Here is a 24,599-nt window from a genome sequence, read left to right on the forward strand (position 1 = left end):
TCGCCGGCCATCGCCAGGGCGCGGCGGCGCCGTTACCGCGCGCTGGTCGTGGGCGCCTCGGTGATGCCGGACGTCCACTTGAGCTTCGTAGCGCCCTCGTCGATCCAGCGGTCGCGCACACGGCGCGCGAGCTCGGGGTGCTGGGTCGACTTCACGGCCATCGCGGCCACGAGGCATGTCCCCGGCCACGACTCGTAGACGGCGATCGCGCCGACGTACTCGTCGCTCGCGAGCACCGAGTCGACGCTGCCCTGGAGGACCTTGAACACGAGCGGCCGCACCTCACCGTCGATCTCCTGCGTCGTGCGGATGATCTGCGCCTCCCCGAGCCGCACGCCATAACCGTCGGCGAGCGGCGCGTTCTTCGCCCAGAACTCGTCGAGGCAGCTGTCGGGGTCGCTCGGCCCCGTGGTGGTCGTGTAGACGACCGACAGGGCGGCGTAGTGCTCGTCGCCGTACCGGAAGGTCGCGCGCGTCGGGTAGGTCAAGATCCGCACCCTGCGCCAGCTCTTCCAGTCGACAAGGGGCACGTCGAGCGTGTTGAACCGGTCCTGCCGCCTCCCCCACGGCTCGGCAAGGAGCCGCTCCAGCGCGGCCCGCTCGGGGTCTGCCGCGTCTCCCCCCGGGTTCTCGCGGGTGACCGACGCCGGCGTCGGAGGCAACCCCGGCGGCCTCGTCGGGGCGGTGCTGCTGCAGGCGACGACCGCGAGGGACGCGAGGACCGGGACCACCTGCGCGGCCCTCCGGCGTGTGGAAGAGCGCGCAGTCGACCTGGAGCAGGACATGAGCAACACGAGCCTCGGCGAGCGGCCTCATCGTCGGCGGTCACGCGGGCGGATCCCGCGGCGCCGCTACAATCCGACCTCGCGCATCGCGATTTTATTCTTGTCGAAGACGCCCAGACCGAGCTCGCCCGCGATGCGAATGTACGAAGGTTCACGGCTCGCCTCTTTCAGCGTGGGCAACCCGTTCTCCTTTCGCCACGTCTCGACCACGCCCCAGCCGATCACGTCCATCGCGACCGGATCGGTCGTGGCGTAGACCGACTCGTGGAGGACGCGCCGCTTCGGGTTCTTGTCGAGCGGGCCCTGGTCGTAGATGAGCTTGAAGCCGTCCGTGATGTGCAGGCGGACACGGCTCTTCACGATGTCCTGCCCGTAGAGCTCCGCGATCTGCGGGCTCGCGGTGTGCTCGTGGAAGGAGTGCGGGTTGATGGTCGCGCCGTGGGTGATGTTCTTGAGGCAGCCGGTATAGCCGCAGATCGAGTGGTCCTTGATCAGCGAGACGTTGATCACCGCCGTCGCCTCGGTGAACGGGCGCACGAACTTGGTGGGGATGCCGCAGACCGAGATGCTCGACATCACCGCGTCCTTGTTCTCGTGAACCGCGGCGCGGATCCCGGCCGGGAACTCGGCCGCCGGCTTGGCGCTGCGGTCGGCGCAGCGGGTGCCGGCGAGGAAGGACGGATACTGCTCGAAGATCTCCACGTTCTCTGCCGGGACGCCCGCCGCGATCACCCCGCGCACGATCTCGAGCACGAGCTCCTTGTTGGTGGCCATGGTCGCCCCCTTCTGGCCGGCGATCCCGTTGGTCTTGATCGCCACGCGGTCGTCCTTGTGGACGAACCGCGCGAAGGCGGCCCCGAGATCGGCCTTCCCGGTGAGCTCGGCCATCGCCCGCTCGAGCATCACCTTCGCCGCGGACGCATCGGGCCAGAGGCCGTTCGGCTGCATCGAGTTCGCCTTCGTGACCTTCACGATCTTCCCCGGAATGGAGAGCGGCGTGAAGCCGGGGGGCGGCGAGGCCGCGAGGCTCAGGGGCGCCTCTGCGAACGCCGCGCGCGGGCCGAGGAGCGCGGCGCCCGCGGCGCCGGCGACGAGCCCGCCGAGGAAGCCTCGGCGCGAGCGCCCCGCGGGGCCGGGATCAACGAAGCGACGGGGATCGTGGGGCATAAGACCTCGTGGTGAGCGCCTTGCGGCGGTGGTGGATGCCGCCGGTCGCGGGGCGCCCGGGGCGCTGATGGTAGCCGAGCTTCTCGCTCGAGACACGGCGCTCGGCCGCCCGGCGGCGAGGTCGACCGCGCCGCCGCCGGCCGCGCCGCGCGCCTCCGCCATGGCGGCGCCAGGCCCCGGAGCGCCTCCTACCCGGGATTTGCTCGGGTTTCCAGGCAAGCGCGCACCGGCACGCCGCTCGCTTGGCGGTGGCGACGACGCCGAGGAGACGAACGCCGCTCGCGGGTGCGCGGAGGGCGACGTCCCTGGCACGAGACGAGATGACCGGAAGGAGATGCGGCACGATGCAAGCGACATCGAAGGGGACAGGCTCGCCCGCCGGGCCGGCCGATGCAGTGCAGGACAACGAGGTGATTCGCCCGTGGCGAGAGCGGGCGCTGGCAGCGCTGAGAGACTCGGCCTGGACCGCGCTGGGCGGCAAGGTCGCGGCCTACATTGCGGGGTTCTTCGCGCTGGCGCTCGTGGGCTCCGGGCACGCGCTGAGCTTGCTCCCGACCCGCCCGGCAAACCCGCCCGGCCCGGCAGACCCGACCGCGGGGCTGGCCATGGTCGCCGGCGATCCTGCGCCGCTCGGCTCCGCCGGAAGCCCACCACCCCAGGCCGGAAGCCCGCCGCCCCAGGCCACCGCCGAGCCCGGCGCCGACGCGGGAGCTGCAGCGGTAGAGCCGCCGCCGCCCAGCGATGGCGGGACGGGCGCTGCCGCGGGCGGCGGCGTGACCGCAGACGGAAAGGTCGTGCTGAACCTCGCGACCGAGGCGGACCTCCGGCGCCTTCCCGGTGTCGGCCCTGCGAAGGCGGCCGCGATCCTGGCGCTGCGAGCCAAGCTCAAGCGTTTCCGGAAGGTCGATGACCTGCTCCGGGTCAAGGGGCTGGGCCGGCGGTCGCTGAAGCGGCTGAGGCCGCTCGTGCTCGTCGATCCGCCCTGACGCTGGACGCTAGCCGCAGCGCCGGCTCGCCTCCTCGGTCGAGCCGTCCAGACAGGGAGTCTGCCAGGACCGGTGAACGCGCGGAGCGTGAGATAGTGAGTCGAGGCGCGCTCGTTCTCTTCGGTATCGCCGCAACGAGATCGCGCGCGCGACTTCAGGCATCGCGGACGCGGCGCGCGGCGACTCGCTCGGACCGGCGCGGTCTGGCGAGCTCTCGCGCGGATGCCCCCTTGCCCCCCCGGGGCGCTCGGGCACACTGCGCCGCGATGCACGTCCACTTCGTCGCCGTCGCGGGCACCGGCATGGGTGCGCTGGCGGGGCTCTTCAAGGCCGCGGGGCACGACGTCTCGGGCTCCGACGTCTCGTTCTACCCGCCCATGGGGCCGGCCCTCGAGCGGTGGGGCATCCGCCTCTTGACCGGGTTCGATCCCGCGCACCTCGACCCCCGGCCCGATCTCGTCGTGATCGGCAACGTCTGCCGCCCGACGAACCCCGAGGCCCGCGCCGCGATCGACGGAGGCATGCGGGTGACCACGATGGCGCACGCGCTCGCGGATCACCTGCTCGCCGGCCGCTCCCCGCTCGTCGTGGCCGGCACGCACGGCAAGACGACGACCAGCTCGATGTGCGCGTGGATCCTCCACGAGGCGGGCAGGGACCCTGGCTTCCTCATCGGCGGCCTGCCGAAGAACTTCGAGGCGAGCTTCCGCCTGCCCCGGAGCGCTTCCTCGACGAGCGACCGCCGCGGCCTGCCGCTCCTCGGCGAGGCGGGCGCCGGGCGCCGCAGGACGCCGTTCGTCGTCGAAGGCGACGAGTACGACACCGCCTTCTTCGAGAAGACGCCGAAGTTCTGGCACTACCAGCCCGAGGTGGGCGTCGTCACGTCGATGGAGCACGATCACATCGACATCTACCCCGACGCCGCGTCCTACGAGGCGGCCTTCCGCGGGTTCGTCGAGCGGATCCCGGAGACCGGGCTCCTCGTGGCGGCCGCGCACGATCCGCGGGTCGTCGAGCTGGTGTCGCGATCGGCGCGCGCGGAGGTCGCGTGGTTCGCGCTCGAGGGCGACGACACGCACGGGCGGCCGCCGCACTGGCTCGCCGCGCCCGCGGAGGCCGGCGAGAGCGGCCAGTCGTTCGATCTGTACGCCGGCGGCGTCCTGGCCGGGCGCTTCGCCCTGCAGATGCCCGGGCACCACAACGTGCGCAACGCCATCGCCGCGATCGCGGCCGCGGCGCAGGGCTTCGGCGTGCCGCTCTCGACCGCGACCACGGCGCTCGCCGGCTTCGCGGGCGTCCGGCGCCGGCAGGACCTCCTGTTCGAGGCGCGCGGGGTCCGCGTCTACGACGACTTCGCGCACCACCCGACCGCGGTGGACGAGACGCTGCGCGCGCTCCGGTCCAGGCACCCGGCAGGCGCGCTGTGGGCGGTGTTCGAGCCGCGCAGCGCGACCGCGTGCCGCGCCCTGCACCAGGAGCCTTACGCGCGCGCGTTCGACGCGGCCGACCGCGTCGTGCTGGCGCCGCTCGGGCGCCCGGACATCGCCGCCGGCGAGCGGCTCGATCTCGACAGGCTGGTGCGCGACCTCGAGCACGGCGGCAAGCACGCGGAGGCGGCGGCATCGGTGGACGCGATCGTCGCCGCGATCGCGCGCGAGGCGCGGGAGGGCGACACGATCGCGCTCCTGTCCAACGGGGCGTTCGGCGGCATCTACGAGAAGCTCCGCGGCGCGCTGTCGGCGGGGGCGCGATGAGCGAGCGCGGATCAGCCGAGCTGCTCGAGCTCTCCGAGATCGCCCTGCGCGTCGCCGAGGAAGCGGCGGCGCTCGTCCAGGCCGGGTTCCGGGCAGGGCCGCGCGGCCTGCGCGTGGAGGAGAAGGGACCGCACGATCTCGTGACCGAGTTCGACCGGGCGAGCGAGGACCTGCTCGTCGCGCGGCTCGACGCGCTCACGCCCGGCGTCGCCGTCGTCGGCGAGGAGCAGAGCGCCGCGCGCCGCTCGGAGCCGCGCGGCGGGCTCGTCTGGTACGTCGATCCGCTCGACGGCACGACGAACTTCGTCCACGGCCATCCGTTCTGGTGCGTGTCCGTCGGCCTGATGGAGGACGACGTGCCCGTCGCCGGCGCCGTCGTCGCGCCCGCGCTCGGGCTCCGCTGGACGGGCTTCCGGCCGCGCGGGGCCGCTCGCGCGCCGGTGATCATGGCCGCGATCGACGGAGAGGCGCGCCGCAACGGCGAGCGATGCGCGGTCAGCGCCACGGCGTCGCTGGAGCGCGCGATGGTGGCGACCGGCTTCCCGCCGATCCGCGACCGGGCGCCGGACAACAACTTCGACGCCTTCATGACCGTCAAGCGCAACGCGCAGGCCGTGCGTCGTTGCGGCAGCGCGGCCATCGATCTCTGCATGGTCGCGGACGGAACCTACGATGCGTACTGGGAGCGCCGGCTGCATGCATGGGACGTCGCCGCCGGAAGCGCGATCGTGCGCGGCGCGGGCGGCGCCATCACCGCGCTCGACGGCGGTCCGCCGAACTACCATACAGGCAACATCGTGGCGTCGAACGGCCTCGTCCATGCCCCCATCCTCGCGCTGCTCTCTCCCCCGGGCTCGCCGACCTGCTAGGCGCCGGCCAGCTCGGGGCTACCCGTACGCCATCAGGCTCTCGTCCATGACGCGCGCAGGACTCACGGGTGAATCGGGCGAGATCCTTGCGCGATTCATGCATGACCCGTGCGAGCGATGCGAGCCGCGAACGGCGAACGGCGAACGCGACCTTCAAAACATGAGCAAAACATGAGAACGTGCGGAAGAGCTGTTGACGGAGCCGCCCAGTGAACTATCCTATGGTTGTTCCCTCTGCCGACTTCGTGAGGCGCTGGACGATTGAATCCCGAGTAAGCAAGAACCAGGGAGCCAGCAACGATACCGTGGTGAGCTAGGCCCGGAACCATTCACCGGGAAGCCTGAAGCGGTACTTAGGCTCCCACCTAGCAGCTATGCTAGGGGTTCAAGTCCTTCTGCCCACGTCCTCGGCGGTACGGAACATCTCTCCCCTGCGGGCCGTCCAAGCGGCCCGCAGTTTTTTGATGCCCTCGACATGCGCCCGGCGACCGGCGCACCGCGGCATCACCTGACGGCGGGGGGTACCCCCGCCTGGGCGCGGCGCCGCGGCGCTCGCGGCACCGGACAAGGCCAAGCACACAGCACAAGGAACGGGGAGCCCGCAGGGCGGCGCGAGCGGGGTACGCGGCGCACGGCCCGGCTTTTGTTTCCGTTCTCATCCCCCTTCCGGTAGCTTCGGGCCTGCGATGGATACGAGATCCCCTCGATCTGCAGGTGCGCAGCACGACGAGCAGCGCCCGCTCGTCGGCGCAGCGCGGTTTGGGTCGTCAAGCCACCTCGCGCGCTGCCTCCCCGGCAGCTCGCGCTTCGTCCGGCGCCTGGCCTTGACGCTCGCGATCCTCACCGTGCCCGGGGCTGCCCTGGCGGCGGTGACGATCAAGGGCCGGGCCACGGGCATGCCCAAGCTCCTGAACCCGGTCTGGAACGAGGCCAAGGACCCGAAGGCGAACCGGTACACCTTCCGCGAGCCGTCCCCGACCGTCCGCGCCGATGTCCGCGCGCTCTTCGGCTACGCGCCGAAGGAGCTGTGCATCGCAGCGCTCGGCGAGAAGGGCGCGCCGCTCAAGACGCCGCGCTCGATCGTCATCGCGGGCGGCCGCACCTCGCCGGTGACGGTCGTCGTCGCCGAGGGCCAGCAGATCCAGTTCGAGAACCAGGACCCGTTCCCGCACAAGATCTACGACGTCGGCAACAAGGGGCTCCAGCCGGTCGAGATCGCCGCGGCCAAGACCCGCGCCTGGACACCGCCAGGCCCCGGCAAGTACGAGCTCCGCGACCAGCTCGCCCCGAGCGTCCGGTCGTGGATCGTCGTCGAGCCGAGGGCGGTGGCGGTCGCTTACCCGGATCGTCAGGGCAACTTCGCCATGGAGATCGAGGCCGGCACGTACAAGCTGCAGGGCTACTTCAACGGCGAGCCGGTCGGGAAGGCCATCGAGGCGATCGTGAAGCCCGGGCCGGACGAGCAGTTCATCAAGGAGCCGGTCGTCGTGGGTGAGGCCGGCGGACCGAGCGCGGAGGCTGGAAAGTAGGCCATGCTGCTGTCGCGTTTCTGGTACGGGGTGCTCGCGCTCGCGCTCGGCGCCGCGGTCTTCGTCCTCTTCGTCGCCGCGCAGCTCTACAACCGCTCGAGCCACCGCGCGATGAGCGAGGCGCTCAGCGCCGACTCCAGCGCGGTCGAGTGGTTCCTCAACGACGACGCCCGGAAGCGATCGAGCGCGCTCATCCGGGTCGCGCTGAACCCGGCCCTGCGGACGGCGCTCGCCAAGTCGTCGGCCGAGGCCAAGCCCGGCGCCGAGGTGCGCGAGAAGGCCCGCACCGCGCTGCGCACCGCGACCGCGGAGGTGCCCCCGGAGCTCAAGTTCGATCACGTGTGGGCCGTCGACGCGGCGGGGCGGGTGATCGCGTCGGTGGACTTCGAGCACCGCGAGGACTGGGAGCTCGGCGGCTACCCGCTGGTCGCCGACGCCCTCCACGGCTGGATCCGCGATGACGCGTGGGTCTGGAAGGGCCGCATCCTCCGCGTCGTGGCGCGCCCCGTCGAGCAAGACGTCAACGGCGAGCCGGTCGGCGCCGTGATCGGCGCCAAGATCATCGACGACACCTTCGCCCGCGCCGTCACGAAGCGCACCGGCGCCGCCGTCGGCTTCTACGCCGAGGGGGCGCGCGTCGCCTCCGGCGCGCCCGAGGGGTTCGACAAGGCGAACCTCGACCAGATCACGCAGGATCTGAAGCTGCTCGACGACAACAAGGACTACATCGAGAAGGGGCGCTCGGAGGTCCGCGTCATCGGCCAGCACCTCGGCGTTGTCTACGCGCGGCTGCCCGGCGAGGCGTGGGAGCTCGGCGCCGGCTACGCGGTCGGCCGCCTCGCGGCGTCGGTCGAGTCGCCGCTCAACTTCCTCGACAAGGCGAACAACGACGACAAGAGCGAGGTGCCCACGGTGCTGATCCTGGCCGGCGTCCTCGCCATGGCCGCGATCGGGCTGGTGCTCTCGTTCCTGGAGCACACGCGGCCGCTCCATGTCTTCCGCGGCGAGGCGGCGCGCTTCGCCAAGGGCGAGGTCGATGTGCTGGCGCCGAGCCGCTTCCGCGGCGCCTTCCGGAAGATCGCGGCCGACATCAACGACGGCGTCGAGAAGGTGGCCGCGAAGGGCGGCGCGCCCCGGAAGGCCGCCGACCTCGAGCAGGTGCTCGGCCCGATCCCGACGCAGCCGGCGATGAGCGCGTTCTCGGTGCCGCTCGGCCCCGGCGAGCCGCGCCCTGACTCGCGGCCCTCGTACCCGAAGCCCATGGTGAGCCCGCGCGGCCCCACGCGGCGGCCCGGCTCGCACCCGCTCAGCGGCCCGCCGCCGGCCCGCGACTCCGTGGAGCCGGTCGAGGCGATCGAGGAGGTCTCGGACGCGGGGATGGCGATCTCCGCCCTCGAGCCCCCGGGCGCTCCCGGGCGCCCGCCGCCGCGGCGCCCGCCGCCGCCGCCGCCCAGGGCGCCGGGTGCGCCCGCCGTGCCGAACCCGGTTCCCGAGCCGATGAGCGCGCCGGCCGCGGCGGCCGCGCCGGCCGCGCCGGCCGCGCCGCCGGCCGCGCAGCAGGACGGCGCGGGAGATCCGGACGAGCTCACCGAATGGAACGCCGTCTACGAGGAGTTCCTGTCGGTCAAGCAGCAGTGCGGAGAGCCCACGAACGCGCTCACCTTCGAGAAGTTCAAGGGGACCCTGCAGCGCAACAAGGACGCGCTCGTGGCTCGCCACAACTGCTCGCGTGTTCGCTTCACGGTTTACGTGAAGGACGGCAAGGCGGCGCTCAAGGCGTCTCCGGTGAAGTGAGGCCGAGCGGCGGGGATCGCCGCGCGGCCGGGACGGGGGTCATGAGACGAGGATCTGCCGGCGCCGCGGGCGCCGCGTTCGCTGCGATGGTGGCCGCCGGCGCCGCGCGCGCGTCGTCGGGGCTCGACTCGCCCGACATCGGGGTGCTCCAGCTCGGCCGCGGCGGGGCGTGGGTCGCGCGGGCGGACGATCCGCTCGCCGCCTACTTCAACCCGGCGGGGCTCGCCGCGCAGCGGAGCGGGGCCCACGGCGGCGTCCACTTCATCCAGCTGGCCCAGTGCTTCACGAGGCTCGGCCCCGGCGGCCGCCCCGTCCCGCCGAGCGCCACGACGGCGATCCCGGCGCCCGGCAGCGACGGGGGCCCCGACCCCGAGGTGTGCGCCGAGGGCGGCCTGTTCCCGAACCCGCAGCTCGCGGCGACCCTGCGCGTGAGCGACGCGCTCGCCCTCGGCGTCGCGGTGCTCGGCCCGCACGGCGTCGGCGAGCGGGCATGGCCCGAGTCGCTCCGGTACACGCACCCGAGCTTCGGCGACATGACGCAGCCGTCGCCCCAGCGGTACCTGCTCACGTCGCTCGACGCCCTGATGTTGATGCCGACGCTCTCGGTCGGCTTCACCCCCGCGGAGGGGATCTCGCTCGGCGCCGGCTTCATCTGGGGCACGGCGGCGATCGATTTCGTCAACTTCAGCGAGGCGCTCTCGGGCGAAGGGGGCGACGACTTCAAGGCGCACGGCGATCTGCGCACGCGCGCGGAGGCGACCGATCTCTTCATCCCAGGCTTCGTCCTCGGCGCGCGCTGGGCGGCGGCGGCTCACCTCGACGTGGGCGCATGGTTCAAGTGGCAGGACGCCGTGCGCGCGAAGACCGATCTCACCATCGAGTCTCGCTACTGGACGCCGGCAGGGGCGAAGGACGAGGCGCCGTGCAAGGGCGAGGCGCCGGAGTGCAACGTCACCGAGGAGCAGGGCGCCGGCGATCTCACGATGCGGATCCCCATGGAGGCGAAGCTCGGCCTCCGGTACCACATGCCCCGCGCCGGCGCGCGGCGCGCGGCGAACGCACGCCGCGCCTCCGCCGCCGAGCCCCGCGTCCGCGACCCGATGGCGGATGACCTCTTCGACGTGGAGCTCGACTTCACCTGGGCCAACAACAGCGCGGTCGACGCGATCGAGGTCCGGTTCCGCGAGGGCATCCCCGTGCGCGGCACGAGCGTGGGCACGGTGCCGCCCAACGCCGACGTCCCGCACCGCTGGCGAGACGTCCTGGGAGTCCGGCTCGGCGGCGATTTCGTCGTGCTCCCGAGCCTCCTCGCGCTGCGCGCCGGCGGCTTCTTCGAGAACAAGGGGCAGGACGACGCCGATCTGAACCTCGACTTCCACCTCGGCTACCGGATCGGCGTCGGGGCCGGCGTGACCGCGCGAGTCGGCCCGGTCGACATTTCAGCCGCGTTTCAGCACACGTCCTTCGGTGCGCTGGACAACGGCGGGAACGGACGCCTCAAGGCCGTATCCGGCGCTGCGCTGAGCGGCTACCGCAGCATCCAGAGCGTCAACGGCGGCCGCTTCGAGAGCAGCCTGGACGAGTTCGGTCTGAGCGGAACCATGCGCTTCTGAGCGTGCGGCTGCTCGGGCGTGGCTCCGACGTGCCTCTGACGTGCCTCCGACGTGCCTCTAACGTGGTGGCGCGCAGGAGTCGCGGAGCTGCGGCGCAGCTCCGGGGCGGTCGACGCGGAAGGCGGTCGCGCCTATAAGATGCCTCCATCATGAGTGAATCGAACGTCCGCAACCTGGTCATCATCGGCTCCGGCCCCGCCGGGCTCACCGCCGCCATCTACGCGGCGCGCGCCAACCTGAAGCCGCTCCTCATCGAGGGCTTCAGCGCCGGCGGCCTGATCCCGGGGGGCCAGCTCATGTTCACGACCGACGTCGAGAACTACCCGGGCTTCCCCGAGAAGATCACCGGGCAGGAGCTGATGCAGCGCTTTCGCGATCAGGCCGCCCATCAGGGCACGGAGATCGTGACGGCGGACGTGACCAAGGTCGAGCTGACGGGCCACCCCTTCAAGGTGTGGGTGGAAGACACGCTCTACCTGGCGAAGGCGGTGGTGATCGCGACGGGCGCGCGCGCCAACTACCTCGGCCTCGAGAGCGAGGACAAGCTCAAGAACAAGGGCGTCAGCGCCTGCGCCGTCTGCGACGGCGCGCTCTTCCGCGGCCAGGACGTCGTGGTCGTCGGCGGCGGCGACACGGCGATGGAGGAGGCCACCTACCTGTCCGGGCTCTGCAGCAGCGTCACGCTGGTGCACCGCCGCGACGAGTTCCGGGCGTCGAAGGCGATGATCCAGCGCGTGGTCGAGAACCCGAAGATCAAGATCCTCTACAGCCACGTGGTGGAGGAGGTGCTCGACGTGAAGGCCGATATGGTGACGGGCGTCCGCGTGAAGAGCACGAAGACGGGCGACAGCCACCTCGTGCCGGCGGCGGCGATGTTCGTCGCGATCGGCCACACGCCGATGACCGATCTCTTCGTCGGGCAGCTCGATACGCACCCGAACGGCTACCTGAAGACGGTGCCGGGCTCGACGCGCACCAACATCCCGGGCGTCTTCGCCGCGGGCGACGTGCAGGACTGGAACTACCGCCAGGCCGTCACGGCCGCTGGCACGGGCTGCATGGCCGCCCTCGACGCGGAGCGCTGGCTCGCGCAGCAGGGCGGCCACTGAGGGGACGACGATGGTCGAAGCGCTGCGCGAAGAGCTCGCCGATCTGACCGCCTCGGTCCGGGCGTTCCTGGAATGGCACGCAACGACCGGCGCTGACGGAATGCCGGGCCACCCTGCAGCGCTCCACGAGGCGCTGGGCGCGGCTTCGGCGGAGGGCGCTACGCCGGCGCTTCGGCGGCCGGAGCGCGGCTTCTCCGGGCAGGATGCGCCCTCGCCGCCGGTGGCGCGAGGGGGAAGCGGCGCGGCGTTCTCGCCGCCGCCGCCGCGCGATGGCGCCGCGGGCGCCCCGCTGCCGCATCCGGAGCAGCGCGGAGCCGCCGCGAGCGCCTCCCTGCCGCATCCGGAGCAGCGCGGCGGCCTCGAGTCGCAAGGGGCGTGGTCGCCGGCGCAGGCGCCGCGAGGTCCCGAGCCGTCGCCCCGGCCTGCCGTGGGCGCCGCACCGGCACATCGCGCGGATACGGCTGCGCGCGCGAGCGCAACGCTGCCGGACACGAAGGAGGAGCGCGCAGCGCGGCTCTCGCTCCTCGCGGAGGAGGTCCGCACCTGCCAGAAGTGTCCGCTCCACGAGGGCCGCACCCACACGGTGTTCTCGCGCGGCGACCCGAGCTCCGCGGTCGTGTTCGTCGGCGAGGGGCCAGGGGCGGAAGAGGACCAGCAGGGGCAGCCGTTCGTCGGCGCGGCGGGGCAGCTGCTCGACAAGATGATCGCGGCGATGGGGTACCACCGCGACGAGGTCTACATCTGCAACATCGTGAAGTGCCGGCCGCCGAAGAACCGGAAGCCAGAGCCGGCCGAGATGGCGGCATGCAGCCCGTACCTCACGGCCCAGCTCGCGCTGATCAAGCCGAAGGTGATCGTGGCGCTCGGCGCCACCGCGGTGCAGGGGCTGATCGGCACGAGCGAGGGGATCACGAAGCTCCGCGGCACGTGGAAGCTCTACAAGGGATCGATCCCGATCATGCCCACGTTCCACCCGGCCTACCTGCTGCGCCAGCCGAGCGCGAAGCGAGAGGTCTGGAGCGACCTGAAAGAGGTGATGCGCCACCTCGGCAAGAGCGCGCCCGACAGAGGCTGAGGTGGCCGCGCGCGCTTCCGGGCGCGGGCAGCCAGCGGCGCAGGTGCCCGCCGCCGTCCGCGCGGGCGTCGAGCCGCAAGCGCCCGGCGAATCGAGCCCGGCCGAGCGGCCCTCGGTGCTGTCGATCGTGCGCTGCGCGCTGGTCCTCCTCGGCGCCCTGCCCTGGTGTCTCCCCCTCGCGCGGAGCCACGCGCCGCTCGGAGAGCTCGGCGCAGCGCTCGATCGTGTCTTCGCGCCGATGTGCCACCGGATGCCGGAGCGATCCCTCGCGCTCGACGGCGTCGTCATGCCGCTCTGCAGTCGCTGCGCTGGCATCTTCGCCGGGATCGCGGCGGGCGCCGCGATCGCGCGCCCTCGCCTGGCGATGGCGGCGTGGCGCCCGATCCTCATCACCCTCGCCGCGCTGATGGCGGTCGACGTGGCGACCCAGGACCTCGGGCTGCGCCCCGTCTGGCATGCGAGCCGCCTCGCCACGGGCGTGGCCTTCGGTTATGCCGCGGCCGCGGCGATCCTCGCGCAGATCGCTCGCCGCCCGCTCTAGGCGCTACTTGCGGCCGCCCATGGCCCTGCACTCGTGGACGGGGCCCTTCGTGGCGTTGCGAACGCAATCGCTGTACGCGGCGAGTCCGTCCTTCCACTTGCCCGTGTCCTGGAGCGCCGAGCCCAGGTAGAGATAGGGCAGCGCGTCGCTCGGATCGACCGCGATGGCCGCGCGGGATGCCTCGATCGCGTCCTTGTACCTGCCGCGGTTGAGGAAGCTCAGCGCCTCCTTCTTCAGCTTGCCCGCGTCCTCAGCGCTGGCCGCCGGCGCCTCGGCCTTCTCCGCCGCGGCCTTCTCTGCCTCGGCCTTCTCCGCCGCGGCCTTCTCTGCCTCAGCCTTCTCTGCCGCGGCCTTCTCCGCCTCAGCCTTCTCTGCCGCGGCCTTCTCCGCCGCGGCCTTCTCCGCGTCGGCCTCCGCCTTCACCGGATCGGGAACGGCGCCGGCCCCTTTTGCAGAGGACTCCGTCAGCGTCGATTCGGTCTGCGCAGGCGTCTTCGCCGGTACCGGAGAGGGAGCGCCCGCCGCGGCCAAGAGCTTCGTCTCGACGGGCGCTGGCTTCGGAGCAGGCGCGGCCATCGCGACCGGCGCGGGTGAGGACGGCTTGCTCGAGAACACCGCCTTGGCGACGACGGCCACGGAGATCACCCCGGCGAGCCCGGCGACCGCCGCGACGATCCGGCGAAGGCGCGCCCGCCGGGCGAGGGTCTCGGGCGACAGCTGATGAACCACGACGAGGCGCTCGTCAGCGTGATCGTCGGGGCCGCTGGCCACCTCGGCGAGCGGCGGGAACGACTCTTCCTCCTCGCGCCGAAAGAACGCCGCCGTGGGCGAGGAAGGGTCGATCAGATCGAGCGCATCCTCGTCGGACGCCAGCTCATCGGGCGGGGACGCAGGGGCACCCGGCTGGCTCAGGGCGCCGGCTTGTGGAGCCAGGATCAACGGGTCGTGCTCCAGCGCCTTGTCTGGGCCCGTGTCGTCCGTATCCCCTGGAACTGCGCGCTGCGCGGCGAGCGCCTCGGACGCCGGCGCAAGCGCGGCAACCGGCGCAGCCGCGGCGACCGGCGCAAGCGCGGCGACTGGCGCAGCCGCGGCGACCGGCGCAAGCGCGGCGACTGGCGCAGCCGCGGCGACCGGTGCAAGCGCGGCCACCTCCGCGACGATCGGTGCGGGTGCGGCGGGCGCCTCGAGAGCCGGCGACACAGCGGGAACGTCGTCCGCGGCGCTGGCTGCCAGCGCAGGAGCGGCGGAACACTCAGCTTCCTCGGCGACGACGTCCGAGCCGCTCGCGACCGGCCTCGCGGAGTCCGTTGTCGCAATCGCCGGCCCCTCAGGCGCCGCCGACACCCGCGGCTGGGAGGCCCGGGGACGGAGACTTCGGCCCCTGTTCGCGCGGGCCGATCCAAGAAGTCGCTTCGACATGTCCGAACCATCCTCCCGTGATTGTCACGCCCCCGATGGCGCAGGGGACCGGCGACTCGCCCTATTCATGATCCAGGCCGACCCCAACGGCGAGCGCTCACCCGCGCATTTCCGTGCCTTCGCAGCACCATCGCCTGTGCCGGATCGTGCCGCGGTCACCCCAGCCAACCCCACCCGCGCTCGAACGAGCACACACGCGATCTCGCGCCACCGCGTTTGACAGCCCCTCCGCAAAAATGCGCACCGAGCGCACCCGCCGCCCGCTGCGGCCGGTGCGCCCTGAAGGCACGGCGATCCAGGCGATGGAGCCCCCCGGCGCCGCGCACGTCAGCCTCCACCGAGCTGCACCGGCCGCCCCGCGACCGGGGCAGCGCGGAGCAGGACGAGCGTGTCGAGCTTCTTCTTCGCGTCGGAAGCCATGACCGTGCCCGCCAGGTTGTGCGCCATCTCCCAGGGCACCTCGTCGTCCGCCGAGAAGAAGGCCACCGTCGCGCTGCACGCGGCGATGTCCTTCGTGAGCTGCTCGCCGGTGTTCGACAGATCCGGGCCGGCGAGCCCCTTGCGCTGCTTCTTGCCCATGCCGCCGCCGAACGGCCAGATCGCCGTCGCGAGGTCCTTCAGCACCATCGTGCTGACGGCGCAGGAGGGCGGCTTCGACGCGCGCCCCTCGGGGACCACCGTGATCTCCTTCGGGAGGTCGTCTCGCCCGTCGGTCTTGATGACGACCTTCGGCGCGCCGGCCGCGCCGAGCTCGGTCACGACGGCGGCGACCGCGCTCGGCTTCGCCCTCTTGTCGGCCAGCAGCGTCACGGGCTTGCCCTCGATCGGCAGCTCGCGGATCACCTTCGTCAGCTTCTCGGGCCCCTCCTTCTGCGCCAGATCCACGCGCTGGCCGCCGATGTAGGGGCCCATGGAGTCGACGAGCAGCTCGGGCATGCCCTTCGGCTTCGGCGGCGCGACGGGCGCCTCGACGCTCGGGGCCGCCGTCGCGGCCGCGCCAGGCTCGGCGGGCTTCGGCGCGCTCTCGCACGCCGCCGCGGCCAGGAGCAGGCCGGCGGCGAGCGCGAGGCGCGGCGACGCGCTGGAAAGGAGGCAGGAAGCTCTCATGGCGCGGCAGTGTAACCAACCGGCCTGGCTCCGCGCACCTCCGCTGTGCGAGAGTCCGCGCGATGGCTTCCCCGCTCGTCGAACGGCTCGCGCAGCTCGGCTCGTCCGCCCGAACCGCCGTCGAGGACGAGCGGGGGCAGACCACCTTCGCGGCGCTCCTGGAGCGAGCCCTCCGCGTCCGCGGCGCGCTGCTCGCCGGCGGCTCGCGGCGCGGCGCGGGTGAGGCCGAGAGCCCGAGCTCCCTCGAGGGGGAGCGCATCCTGCTCCTCGTGTCGCCCGGCGCGGCGTGGGTCTCGGCCTTCCTGGGCACCCTCCTCGCCGGGGGGATCGCGCTGCCGCTGTCGGCGCTCTATCCGCCGGCAGAGCTCGAGTGGCTCGCGAGCGACGCCGGCGTGCGGCGGATCATCACCGACGGCGACCTCGCCGCGGTGGCCGCTCCGATCGCGCAGGGCCGCGCCGTGTTCCGCGTGGAGGATCTCGAGCGCGCCGCGCCCGGGCGAGACGCGGCGATCTCCGACATCGCCGCGGACGATCCGGCGCTCCTGCTCTACACGAGCGGCACGACCGGCAAGCCGAAGGGGGCGCTGCTCACGCACCGCAACCTGGCCGTGCAGGCGGAGCTCCTGCGCGCGGCCTGGGGCTTCTCGGATCACGACCTCTTGCTGCACGCGCTGCCGCTGCACCACCTCCACGGCGTGGTCATCGCGCTCATGACGTCGCTGCTCGCGGGCAGCGCGACGAGGATGCTGCCGCGCTTCGACGCCCAGCGCGTCGCCGCCGAGATCGCGGGCCGCTCGGTGACGTCGTTCATGGCGGTGCCGACCATGTACCAGCGGCTGTTCGAGCACGTCGACCGGGGCGGCGCGCCCGGCTTCGCCGCGGGGGCGCAGGCCCTGCGGCTCGCGACGAGCGGCTCCGCGGCGCTGCCGGTGACGCTCGCCGAGCGCTGGCGCGACCTCACCGGCACGATCCCGCTCGAGCGCTTCGGGATGACCGAGATCGGCGTCGGCATGAGCAACCCGCTCGATCCAGGCGCGCGGCGGGCAGGCTGGGTCGGCTTCCCGCTGCCGACCGTCGAGGCCCGCATCACGGACGACGCGGGCAATGCGTGGGCACCGGGTGAACGACCGCCGGGTGACCCGCCGGCGCCTCGCGACGCCGCGGTCGCGCGAGGCGAGCTCTGGATCCGCGGGCCCAGCGTCTTCAAGGGATACCTCGGGCGCGAGGACGCCACCGCCGCGGCCTTCCAGGACGGCTGGTTCCGCACCGGCGACGTCGCCGAGCGCTCCAGCGACGGGCGCTTCCGGCTCCTCGGGCGGACCTCCGTCGATATCCTCAAGAGCGGTGGATACAAGCTGTCCGCCCTCGAGATCGAAGAGGCGCTGCGGGAGCACGGCGCGATCGCCGAGATCGCGGTGATCGGCGTCCCTGACGAGGCGTGGGGAGAGCGCGTCGTCGCGGTCGTCGTCGCCGCGCCCGGCCGAGAGGCGGAGTGCGCCACCGGACCGCTCCGCGCCTGGGCGAAGGAGCGCCTCGCGCCCTACAAGGTCCCACGCGAGTCGATCGTCGTGCGGGCCCTGCCGCGCAACGCGATGGGCAAGGTCGTCAAACCAGAGCTGGTGAAGACCATCGCAGCGGGCATTGCCGTGGAGGAGCGCGGCCCGCTCGCGCGGTAGACGGGCGATCGTCGCTGCTTGACCGACGCGCTCGGCTCCGGCCTACTCGACGCCAATGCAGCCTGCCAGCCCCATGGTCCAAGCCCAAGCCGCGTACGGCGGCCTCGCGGTTCAACCGTTCTCGCACCCGACGTACACGATCAAGCGGCCTTTCTGGTCGCTGCTCGGCCGCAAGTTCCACGTCTATGCGCCCGACGGCTCCCTCGTCTGCTTCGTCAAGCACCCGCTGCTCAAGCTGCGTGAGGAGTTCACCCTCTTCGCGGACGAGTCGGAGTCGCAGCCGCTGCTCACGATCCGCTCGCGGCAGGTCATCGCCCTCAACCGGTGCCTCGACGTCCTCGACGCGCGCTCCGGCGAGCGCGTCGGCACCATCCGCTCGCGCGGGCTCAAATCGATCGTCCGCGACACCTGGGACATCCTCGACCCCGGGGATCAGCCGGTCGGGCTGATGCAGGAAGACGGCGCCGCGCTGCTCCGCCGCATGTTCCCGCTCCTCATCGGGAAGTGGCACATCGAGCTCCACCAGCAGGAGGTCGCGAAGGTGAAGCAGGTGTTCCGGTGGTTCGTGAAGGAGTTCACGCTCGACCTCTCGATGAACCAGGGGCGAATCGACGCCCGGTTCGCCATCGCCTGCTCCCTGCTCGCCCTCATGGCCGAGACCGCGCGCGAGTCCCGCTAGGCCCCCACCGGAGACCCGCCGCGGCCTCGCGAGCGGCCCGCGGATGCCGCGGCCGGCGCGGCCTTCGGACGCACGCGCATTCGCTCGCTCGCCGAAACTTGGCCCATTTCCGCGAGCTCTGCGAGGGTCCCGCGCGATGCGCCTCGATCCTGTCTCCCGCCTCGACTCCGCCTCCGAGGAGGGCCGACCGACGTCCCCCCCTGCGCCCCCGTGCGGCACGGCCCGCTTCGCCCCGAGCGGGCAGGGCGCCGACTCCGAACGCGAGCTCAGGTCGCAGCGCTTCCTCTGGGCGAGCGCCCCGGCGGCGCCCGACGGGCAGCTCCGCGCGACGATCGAGGAGGCCGTCGAGCTCGCGCTGGCCCTGCGCGGCGCGCTGCCGCCGCGGGTCCAGGCAGGCGCGCCGCTCGAGGTGGTGATCGCCGACCAGATCTTCCGGGCCAGGGCGCTCGGCGCCGCGGGCCTCGCCGTCGCCCTGCCGCGCCTCGCGGGCGGGCGCCCAGCCTCGCCGAGCGCGCTCCACCCGGACGACAGCGCGACGCTCCTCGCCTGGCTCGGCGCGGCGCGCGAGGCGCCCGTCGCCCTCGTCTTCGACGCGGACGACAGGTCCGCGCAGGTGCTCGCGCCGGTGCCCCTCGCGGACCTCGTCGAGAGGAGCACGCGCGACGGGTACGGCGCCGTCTCCTCCATCTCCTCGCGCGGGCAGGCGCGGAGCCTCACGGCGCGCGGAGAGGAGCGCACCGTCGGGCCAGCGCAGCCGAGCGCCGGAGCAAGAGCCCCGGTCGAGGCGCTCCCGGCGGGGCCGACAGCCGGGGACGAGGCGCTCCAGGCCGGATCGACGGCCCCGGATGAGGCGCTCGAGGCCAGGCCGACGGGCCCCGAAGCGCACGGAGCGCCGGCGTCGCCCGCCTCCGCCGAAGGGCGGACGGACGGGCGGCTGCGCGGCGTGCTGCCGCCCCGCTCCTCGAGGATCCGCCGCGCGGACGCGCCGGCGGCCGTCGCCGGGAGAAGCGCGGTCGTGGCGCGGGCGCCGGGCGCGAGCACGCCGCCGGCCACGGACGAGACGGCCGCGATGGCGCCCGCCAGCGCCGAGCTGGCCGCCGAGCCGAGCGCGCCGCACGAGGAGCGCGGCGCAGCGAGGACGCTCAGGCCGCCGCGAGGGGCGCACGAGGCCGCGCCGAGCGTGCTTAACGCGCCAAGCGCTCCGATCGCCGACGCAGCCCAGGCGGACGCCGACGCGCCCCCGCAGGCGCGGCGGGAGCGGAAGGCGCCGCGCGACCGGATCCTCAGCGCGGCGGAGTGGCGCGCGCTCGCCGTCGAGCTCGACAACGCCCGCGGCCCGAAGCCGGTCCGGGTCATCGAGCAGCTGTTCGCGACCCACTACACGCCGCTGCTCGGCGCGACGCTCGCGGGCGAGACGGACGCTGCCGTGCGCGGCGTGGTCGACAGCTGGAGGACCAGCTTCGAGCACAGCTACCGGGAGGCGTTCTCGGCGCTGCGCGTGACCGGCAAGCGGCCGCCCATGGTGTTCGACGCTCCGGACATCGCCTCCCGCATCGCCCGGCTCAACGGGGCGCGCGGGGTCAAGCTCCTGCTCGTGGATGCGATGCGCTTCGATCTCGGCGAGCGGGTCGCCGCGCACCTGAAGGAGATCCTGGTGGATCGGGCCATCCTGGTGGAGCGATCGCTCCTCTGGGCGGCGCTGCCGCCGACGACGACGGCGCAGATCTCGCTGCTCGCCCGAGGGCCGGACGGGCTCCGCGAGACGATGCCTCCGAGCGAGGCGGAGCCCGCCATCGCCCGCGGGCGCGCGGTGGCGACGCTGCGGCGCGAGCGGGTCGGGTCGCGCGAGCTGATGAAGCTCGACCTCGTGGAGGCGCGCCTGCGCGCTGCGGGGCCGCCGTTCGCCGAGCGGATCGAGGCCATCGCGGAGGAGGTCGCCGACGTGATCGCGCGGTTCATGGCCAGCCTGCCGCCGCGGACGCTGCTGCTCGTGTTCGGCGACCACGGGTTCCGCATGGCACCGATGGGCGACGGCGGCGCGACCGGCCCGGCGTCGCAGGGCGGAGGCTCACCGGAAGAGGTGCTCGTCCCGGCGCAGGCGTGGCTCGTCGGCGGCGTGCACTGAGAGGCATTCGGCGGCGATCCTCCCTTCTCGGACCGCGATCCTCCCTTCCCGGACCACGATCCTCCCTTCCCGGACCACGATCCTCCCCTCCTGAACGGCACGGCGGTGTCGCGCCGTCGCCTGGAGGCTACGGGGATGAGGCTGCTCCGGCCGAGAGAAAGGCGGTGAGCGCCGGGAGAACGAGCGCCGGATCCTCCAGGTGGGGTGCGTGCCCGAGCGGCACCATGTGCAGCGTGGCGCGGGGGATCGCCGCGGCCGCGGCGATGCCGATCGGGGCCGGGAACACGTCGTCGCGCTCGCCCCAGATCACCAGCGTCTCCGCGTCGATCTCGCCGAGCCGCGGGAGGCGATGGGGAACGGCGCCGAGCGCAGGGAACAGCGCGTTGAACGCGGCGACGGGCGCGATCCGGCCGTCCGGCACGGCGTAAAACTCGCTGTGCAAGGCGGCCAGACGCTCGCCGAGCGGGGTGGGCCGCGGCGGACGGATGCGGCGGAAGAGCGCGGGGCCGAGCACCCGCACAAGGCGCTCCGGCGGGGCGCGGAAATAGGCGCGGCTCCACGCGGTCATGACGGGACCGACCCCCATCGCGCCGATGAGCACGAGCTTCCGCGGGCGCGCGCGCTTGCGGAGCGCGATCTCCGCCGCGACCAGCGCGCCCAGAGAGTGGCCGACGAGGGCGGCGTCGCCGAGATCCAGCTCGAGGAGGAGCTCCTCCACGGGATCGGCGAAGAAGCGGAGGCCTTCCTCGAAGCCCGCGCCCTCGAAGGGCGGAGACGACGCGTGACCGAAGCCCGGCAGATCCACGGCGACGACGCGGTGGCGCCGCGCAAGCTCGGGGAGCAGCGGGAACCACGTCGTCGCGGCGTTCCCGCGGCCGTGCAGGAGGACCACCGGCGAGCCGCCGCCGCCCTCCAGGTAGCGGAGCGTCGAGCTCAGCGCGGCGCGGCGGTGCACGGCGAACGGCGGCGCGCCCGCGGCGAGCTCCGCAAGGATCGCGCTCTCGACCGGGCCCAGGCGGGAGACGACGGCGTGGACGTTCGTCACAGGCGCATTCCGTAGCGCGATCGAAACGGCGCGGGAATGCCGCAGCCCAGGAGCAGCCCAGAACCAGAAGAACCGGCGGGAGAGGGCCGCCGCCGCGCCCCCTCCTTCAGTCCCTGCCGTGCCCGGGGCCGAGGATGAGCTGCATCTTGGCCACGGGGTCGAAGCCCTCCACGTGCGGCGGGTGGTGGCACTGCGTGACGCAGCTCTGGGGCGGGGGCGAGAGCACGATGAGCCCCTTCTTCTCGGGATCCTTCGCGTGAAGCGAGCCGGGGCCGTGGCACTCCTCGCACTGCACGTTCTGCAGCGACGCGTTGTGCGTCACCGTGGAGCCGCCCGGCTTGCCGTACCCGGTCACGTGACAGCTCACGCAGTCCAGGTTGAACTCCTTGAAATCCTGCTGCAGCGTGGCGTAGGCCCGCGCGTGCGCGGTGCCGTCGAAGACCTTGCGCTCCTCGTCGTGGCAGTTCGTGCAGGCGTCGATGCCGATGTAGCTGGCCTCGCCCTTCGCCGGCTTCTCGGGGACGCGATCCGCGAAGGCCTGCTTGTTGTGGTCGTTGACCCGCTTGTAATAGGCGAGGAGCTGCCCGGCGACGTCCTTGTCGGCCCCGAGCTTCTCGCGCACCTCGACCGAGCTGTAGCGGAAGAAGCTGCCGGTCACCTTCGTCTCCGCCGCCTCGAGCTGCGCCTTCTCGGCCCGGAGCTTCTCGAGATCCGCCTTCCGCGCCTCGACGTCCTTCGCCGCCACCCGCTTGTCGCCCTCCCAGCCGTTGAGGCGGATCTCGAGCTCCCGGATGCGCTCCGACAGGCTGATGAGCTCCCCGGCCTTCGCGACGCCGCCCGCGTCGGCGAACACGAGCGGGCCGCTGCCGCCACCTCGAACGAAGAGATCCACGACCGCCACCGACTGGAGGTGGTTCGGCGTCTCCACGACAAGCGTCGACCCGATGATCTCCGGCGGCTTCGGGCCGTCGTTTCCGTCGCCGCGCTCGCTCGGCTTGCCGAGCACCAGCACGTGCAGCTCGGGCACGTTGTCCGCGAGCCGCAGCGCCTCGCCCCTGGGCAGCGCCGCGAGCCCCACGAAGACGCTCGCGCCCTGCTTCTTCGCCTCCTCGACGCCGGCCTTCATCGCGTCGATCGCCGGGCCGGCCTTGACGCCGTCGGGGTAGGCGCCGGAGCGACCCTTCGGGTCGCTCACGCCGATGAGGCCCACCTTCACGCCGGAGACGTCGCGCACGACGACGCCCTGGACGCCCTTCGCACCCTCGATGTTCTTGCCGAGCAGCGCCGCCCCGGATTGCTCCTGGTACTTGCCGAGCGCCTCCGCGCCGAGCGCCCAGTCGTTCTCGCCGGGCGCCCACGCCGTCAGCCCGATGTCCTTCGCCGCGAGCGCCATCGCCTCGGCCTTCCACGCGTCCTGCGAGGAGCGCTCCGGCTTCACCTCGGGGTCCGTGAAGAGCATCGGCCCCGCGCCGACCACGAGCCGATCCGGGGCCTCGCCGCGCTGGGCCTCGATCAAGGCGGCGAGGTGGTCGATGCCTCCCAGCTGATCCTTCGTGCAACCGCACGGCTCCAGCGCGCCGGCGACGGTGCTGAGCACGTAGAGCCGCACCGTCGGCCTGTTCGCGTTCGCGTCCACGTCCGCGTCCGCGCTCACGGCGGCCGTCGCAGGGAGCTTGCACCCCTGACAGGCCGAAGCGAAGGCCGCCGCGGAGATCGCGACGAAGGGGATCAAGAGCGCGTATCCGCGACGCACTCCGTCAAGAAGCGAGCGCTTCATGCTCGCGCTATAGCACAGGGGCCCGGGCGCACCGCCGGGGCCGCGCCGAGAGGGCGGGGGCGCGATCAGAAGCTCGACGGCGCGAAGGGCAGGACCGTCTTCAGGTCCGAGTCGTTGAACCGGAGCTGCAGGCCGATGAAGTAATCCCGGCGGTCGCCGTTCAGGATGTCGTCCATCCCGCCGAGCAGCCATAGCTTCCGGATGAACTCGTACGCGAGCGCGACGCGCCAGCGCGGCGACAGCTCCTCACCGAAGCCGAACAGGTCCTGGCGGAGCTCGAACCGATCGTCGAGCAGGTGGAGATCGAGGCCGAGGCCGCCCGTCGACTCCTTGATGCCGAACCGGCCCGTGAAGGGGCCGAGCCGCTTCGCGAACTGGAACGAGAACCGGAAGGCGTTCGTCGTGATCGTGCGGACCTCGCGGTAGTGCGCGGGCTCGTTCGGGTTGGTCGTGTCGACGTCGATCTGCTGGAAGTCCGTCTTGCCGCGCGGGTCGTTCACCAGCTCGACGACGTAGTACTTGTCCTCCGTCGGCTGGAGCCTGAGCTCGACGTAGCTCTTGATGGTGTTCGCCAGGAAGTTGTAGTCGGTCCGCAGCCCGACCACCGTCTGGAACCGGCTGAGCCCGCCGACGAGCTCGCCGACGTTCTCGACGACCGTCTCGACCTCGTTGATCAGCGTCTCGTCCCGGGTGATGCGGCCGAGCGTCCCCTCCCCGCGGTCGACGCGCGCGGCGACGCTGTCGACGTGCTTCAGCGCCGACTCGAGGCTCTCGGTCGCGCGGCCCACACGCTCTGCAGCGCTCCGGAGCTCCCCGGGCTGCCCGTTCCGGCCGGGCACCTCGGCCGCGGCCGTCATCGTGCGGATGTCGCGGGTCACCTGCTCGACGTTGCGCAGGATCTCCCGGAGGCGCGGTCCGGACTCGCCGGTGATCTGGTTGATGTTGTTGATCGTCTGCGTGACGCCCGCGCGGTTCTCGCGCACGGTCGCGTTCATCTGCTCGGTGACCTCGGCGAGGTTGTCGAGGATCTGCGCGAGCCGCTCCTGCCCGCCCTCGGAGCCGACGGTGTTCTTCAGCGTCTCGGTGACGGTCTTGACGTCCTTCAGGATCTCGGAGACCTGCCCCTGCATCGACTGGATCGTCGGCTCGTCGATGTAATAGAGGACCCTCCCCTCGTCGGGGATGCGCGGCTTGCCCTCGGTGCCGGGCGAGAGCACGACGAACGACTCGCCGATGAGGCTCGTCGCGCGCTTGCCGATGGCCGCGTCCTCGTAGAGCGGGACGTCGGGGCTCATCTTGATGTCGATGCGCGCCTGGCCGTTGTAGAGCGAGATCTTGTCGACGACGCCGACCTGGATGCCCGAGATCATCACCCGCGACTGCGGCGACACGCCGATCGCGTCGGGCAGCGTGGCCCAGACGCGGTAGCCGCTCCCGCCGCCGATGTCGCGCGAGACGAAGCGGTACCCGCCGTAGGCCGCGCCCGCGAGCACGATCGTCATCACGCCGACCTTCGCGGCCTTGGAGACCTCAGCCATGCTGCGCGACG

Annotated in this window: 19 protein-coding genes and 1 other RNA gene; 13 read left to right on the forward strand and 7 right to left on the reverse strand. The window is 72.7% G+C overall.

Annotated features, from left to right (window positions below; translation table 11 throughout):
• Positions 1 to 32: 32 nt before the first annotated feature.
• Positions 33 to 731 carry a hypothetical protein gene (locus tag WMF45_RS42150; protein ID WP_437712006.1) on the reverse strand — a complete coding sequence of 233 codons (699 nt, stop codon included), beginning with the start codon at positions 729 to 731 and terminating at the stop codon, positions 33 to 35.
• Positions 732 to 851: 120 nt separating this feature from the next.
• Complete coding sequence (locus WMF45_RS42155; protein ID WP_437712008.1) at positions 852 to 1,952, reverse strand: DUF362 domain-containing protein; 1,101 nt, start codon at positions 1,950 to 1,952, stop codon at positions 852 to 854.
• Positions 1,953 to 2,296: 344 nt separating this feature from the next.
• On the opposite strand from WMF45_RS42155, the gene WMF45_RS42160 reads away from it, so the two are divergent.
• The 10 genes from WMF45_RS42160 (at position 2,297) to WMF45_RS42205 (ending at position 13,222) form a co-directional block, all read left to right on the forward strand.
• A complete protein-coding gene (locus WMF45_RS42160; protein ID WP_437712010.1) occupies positions 2,297 to 2,938 on the forward strand; it encodes a ComEA family DNA-binding protein in 642 nt (213 codons plus the stop codon).
• Between the two features lie 266 nt (positions 2,939 to 3,204).
• The gene (locus WMF45_RS42165; protein WP_437712012.1) at positions 3,205 to 4,692 is read left to right on the forward strand and encodes a UDP-N-acetylmuramate--L-alanine ligase; all 1,488 of its coding nucleotides are present in this window, start codon (positions 3,205 to 3,207) and stop codon (positions 4,690 to 4,692) included.
• Positions 4,689 to 5,561 carry an inositol monophosphatase family protein gene (locus WMF45_RS42170; protein WP_437712014.1) on the forward strand — a complete coding sequence of 291 codons (873 nt, stop codon included), beginning with the start codon at positions 4,689 to 4,691 and terminating at the stop codon, positions 5,559 to 5,561. The genes WMF45_RS42165 and WMF45_RS42170 overlap by 4 nt, the downstream gene beginning before the upstream one ends.
• Before the next feature lie 228 nt (positions 5,562 to 5,789).
• Positions 5,790 to 5,982: non-coding RNA, 6S RNA (gene ssrS, locus WMF45_RS42175), on the forward strand.
• Positions 5,983 to 6,247: 265 nt separating this feature from the next.
• Entirely contained in the window at positions 6,248 to 7,090 is an 843-nt protein-coding gene (locus WMF45_RS42180) for a hypothetical protein (protein WP_437712016.1), read from the forward strand.
• Between the two features lie 3 nt (positions 7,091 to 7,093).
• On the forward strand, positions 7,094 to 8,884 hold the full coding sequence (locus tag WMF45_RS42185) for an MXAN_5187 family protein (RefSeq protein WP_437712018.1): 1,791 nt from the start codon (positions 7,094 to 7,096) through the stop codon (positions 8,882 to 8,884).
• Between the two features lie 41 nt (positions 8,885 to 8,925).
• The gene (locus WMF45_RS42190; RefSeq protein WP_437712020.1) at positions 8,926 to 10,497 is read left to right on the forward strand and encodes an OmpP1/FadL family transporter; all 1,572 of its coding nucleotides are present in this window, start codon (positions 8,926 to 8,928) and stop codon (positions 10,495 to 10,497) included.
• A 149-nt stretch (positions 10,498 to 10,646) separates the two neighbouring features.
• The gene (trxB, locus tag WMF45_RS42195) at positions 10,647 to 11,606 is read left to right on the forward strand and encodes a thioredoxin-disulfide reductase (protein ID WP_437545928.1); all 960 of its coding nucleotides are present in this window, start codon (positions 10,647 to 10,649) and stop codon (positions 11,604 to 11,606) included.
• A 10-nt stretch (positions 11,607 to 11,616) separates the two neighbouring features.
• Positions 11,617 to 12,681, forward strand: a complete 1,065-nt coding sequence (locus WMF45_RS42200; protein ID WP_437712022.1) for a uracil-DNA glycosylase family protein — start codon at positions 11,617 to 11,619, stop codon at positions 12,679 to 12,681.
• A 1-nt stretch (position 12,682) separates the two neighbouring features.
• Positions 12,683 to 13,222: a DUF2085 domain-containing protein gene (locus WMF45_RS42205; protein WP_437712024.1), complete on the forward strand. Its 540-nt coding sequence runs from the start codon at positions 12,683 to 12,685 to the stop codon at positions 13,220 to 13,222.
• 3 nt (positions 13,223 to 13,225) lie between these two features.
• On the opposite strand, the gene WMF45_RS42210 is transcribed toward WMF45_RS42205, so the two are convergent.
• Positions 13,226 to 14,422, reverse strand: a complete 1,197-nt coding sequence (locus tag WMF45_RS42210; protein ID WP_437712026.1) for a hypothetical protein — start codon at positions 14,420 to 14,422, stop codon at positions 13,226 to 13,228.
• Between the two features lie 546 nt (positions 14,423 to 14,968).
• Entirely contained in the window at positions 14,969 to 15,748 is a 780-nt protein-coding gene (locus tag WMF45_RS42215) for an ExbD/TolR family protein (RefSeq protein WP_437712028.1), read from the reverse strand.
• A 62-nt stretch (positions 15,749 to 15,810) separates the two neighbouring features.
• On the opposite strand from WMF45_RS42215, the gene WMF45_RS42220 reads away from it, so the two are divergent.
• The 3 genes from WMF45_RS42220 to WMF45_RS42230 all read left to right on the forward strand — a co-directional run bounded on the left by WMF45_RS42220 (position 15,811) and on the right by WMF45_RS42230 (position 20,228).
• The gene (locus tag WMF45_RS42220) at positions 15,811 to 17,424 is read left to right on the forward strand and encodes an AMP-binding protein (protein WP_437712030.1); all 1,614 of its coding nucleotides are present in this window, start codon (positions 15,811 to 15,813) and stop codon (positions 17,422 to 17,424) included.
• A gap of 73 nt (positions 17,425 to 17,497) precedes the next feature.
• Entirely contained in the window at positions 17,498 to 18,103 is a 606-nt protein-coding gene (locus WMF45_RS42225; protein ID WP_437712032.1) for a hypothetical protein, read from the forward strand.
• A gap of 136 nt (positions 18,104 to 18,239) precedes the next feature.
• Positions 18,240 to 20,228, forward strand: coding sequence for a hypothetical protein (locus WMF45_RS42230; RefSeq protein WP_437712034.1), 1,989 nt, complete (start codon positions 18,240 to 18,242; stop codon positions 20,226 to 20,228).
• A gap of 127 nt (positions 20,229 to 20,355) precedes the next feature.
• On the opposite strand, the gene WMF45_RS42235 is transcribed toward WMF45_RS42230, so the two are convergent.
• From WMF45_RS42235 to WMF45_RS42245, 3 genes are all read right to left on the reverse strand, one after another.
• Positions 20,356 to 21,273 carry an alpha/beta fold hydrolase gene (locus tag WMF45_RS42235; protein ID WP_437712036.1) on the reverse strand — a complete coding sequence of 306 codons (918 nt, stop codon included), beginning with the start codon at positions 21,271 to 21,273 and terminating at the stop codon, positions 20,356 to 20,358.
• 106 nt (positions 21,274 to 21,379) lie between these two features.
• Positions 21,380 to 23,050: a multiheme c-type cytochrome gene (locus WMF45_RS42240; RefSeq protein ID WP_437712038.1), complete on the reverse strand. Its 1,671-nt coding sequence runs from the start codon at positions 23,048 to 23,050 to the stop codon at positions 21,380 to 21,382.
• Positions 23,051 to 23,115: 65 nt separating this feature from the next.
• Complete coding sequence (locus WMF45_RS42245) at positions 23,116 to 24,588, reverse strand: MlaD family protein (protein WP_437712040.1); 1,473 nt, start codon at positions 24,586 to 24,588, stop codon at positions 23,116 to 23,118.
• Between the last annotated feature and the right edge of the window lie 11 nt (positions 24,589 to 24,599).

Source organism: Sorangium sp. So ce448 (assembly GCF_051520915.1).
GTDB classification, from domain to species: Bacteria; Myxococcota_A; Polyangia; order Polyangiales; family Polyangiaceae; genus Sorangium; species Sorangium cellulosum_B.

What these genes read in the sequence shown, in the direction of transcription:
- WMF45_RS42155 (WP_437712008.1), bottom strand. Translation starts at nt 1,952, where the DNA reads ATGCCCCACGATCCCCGTCGCTTCGTTGATCCCGGCCCCGCGGGGCGC.
- WMF45_RS42160 (WP_437712010.1), top strand. Translation starts at nt 2,297, where the DNA reads ATGCAAGCGACATCGAAGGGGACAGGCTCGCCCGCCGGGCCGGCCGAT.
- WMF45_RS42165 (WP_437712012.1), top strand. Translation starts at nt 3,205, where the DNA reads ATGCACGTCCACTTCGTCGCCGTCGCGGGCACCGGCATGGGTGCGCTG.
- WMF45_RS42170 (WP_437712014.1), top strand. Translation starts at nt 4,689, where the DNA reads ATGAGCGAGCGCGGATCAGCCGAGCTGCTCGAGCTCTCCGAGATCGCC.
- WMF45_RS42180 (WP_437712016.1), top strand. Translation starts at nt 6,248, where the DNA reads ATGGATACGAGATCCCCTCGATCTGCAGGTGCGCAGCACGACGAGCAG.
- WMF45_RS42185 (WP_437712018.1), top strand. Translation starts at nt 7,094, where the DNA reads ATGCTGCTGTCGCGTTTCTGGTACGGGGTGCTCGCGCTCGCGCTCGGC.
- WMF45_RS42190 (WP_437712020.1), top strand. Translation starts at nt 8,926, where the DNA reads ATGAGACGAGGATCTGCCGGCGCCGCGGGCGCCGCGTTCGCTGCGATG.
- trxB (WP_437545928.1), top strand. Translation starts at nt 10,647, where the DNA reads ATGAGTGAATCGAACGTCCGCAACCTGGTCATCATCGGCTCCGGCCCC.
- WMF45_RS42200 (WP_437712022.1), top strand. Translation starts at nt 11,617, where the DNA reads ATGGTCGAAGCGCTGCGCGAAGAGCTCGCCGATCTGACCGCCTCGGTC.
- WMF45_RS42215 (WP_437712028.1), bottom strand. Translation starts at nt 15,748, where the DNA reads ATGAGAGCTTCCTGCCTCCTTTCCAGCGCGTCGCCGCGCCTCGCGCTC.
- WMF45_RS42220 (WP_437712030.1), top strand. Translation starts at nt 15,811, where the DNA reads ATGGCTTCCCCGCTCGTCGAACGGCTCGCGCAGCTCGGCTCGTCCGCC.
- WMF45_RS42225 (WP_437712032.1), top strand. Translation starts at nt 17,498, where the DNA reads ATGGTCCAAGCCCAAGCCGCGTACGGCGGCCTCGCGGTTCAACCGTTC.
- WMF45_RS42230 (WP_437712034.1), top strand. Translation starts at nt 18,240, where the DNA reads ATGCGCCTCGATCCTGTCTCCCGCCTCGACTCCGCCTCCGAGGAGGGC.
- WMF45_RS42240 (WP_437712038.1), bottom strand. Translation starts at nt 23,050, where the DNA reads ATGAAGCGCTCGCTTCTTGACGGAGTGCGTCGCGGATACGCGCTCTTG.
- WMF45_RS42245 (WP_437712040.1), bottom strand. Translation starts at nt 24,588, where the DNA reads ATGGCTGAGGTCTCCAAGGCCGCGAAGGTCGGCGTGATGACGATCGTG.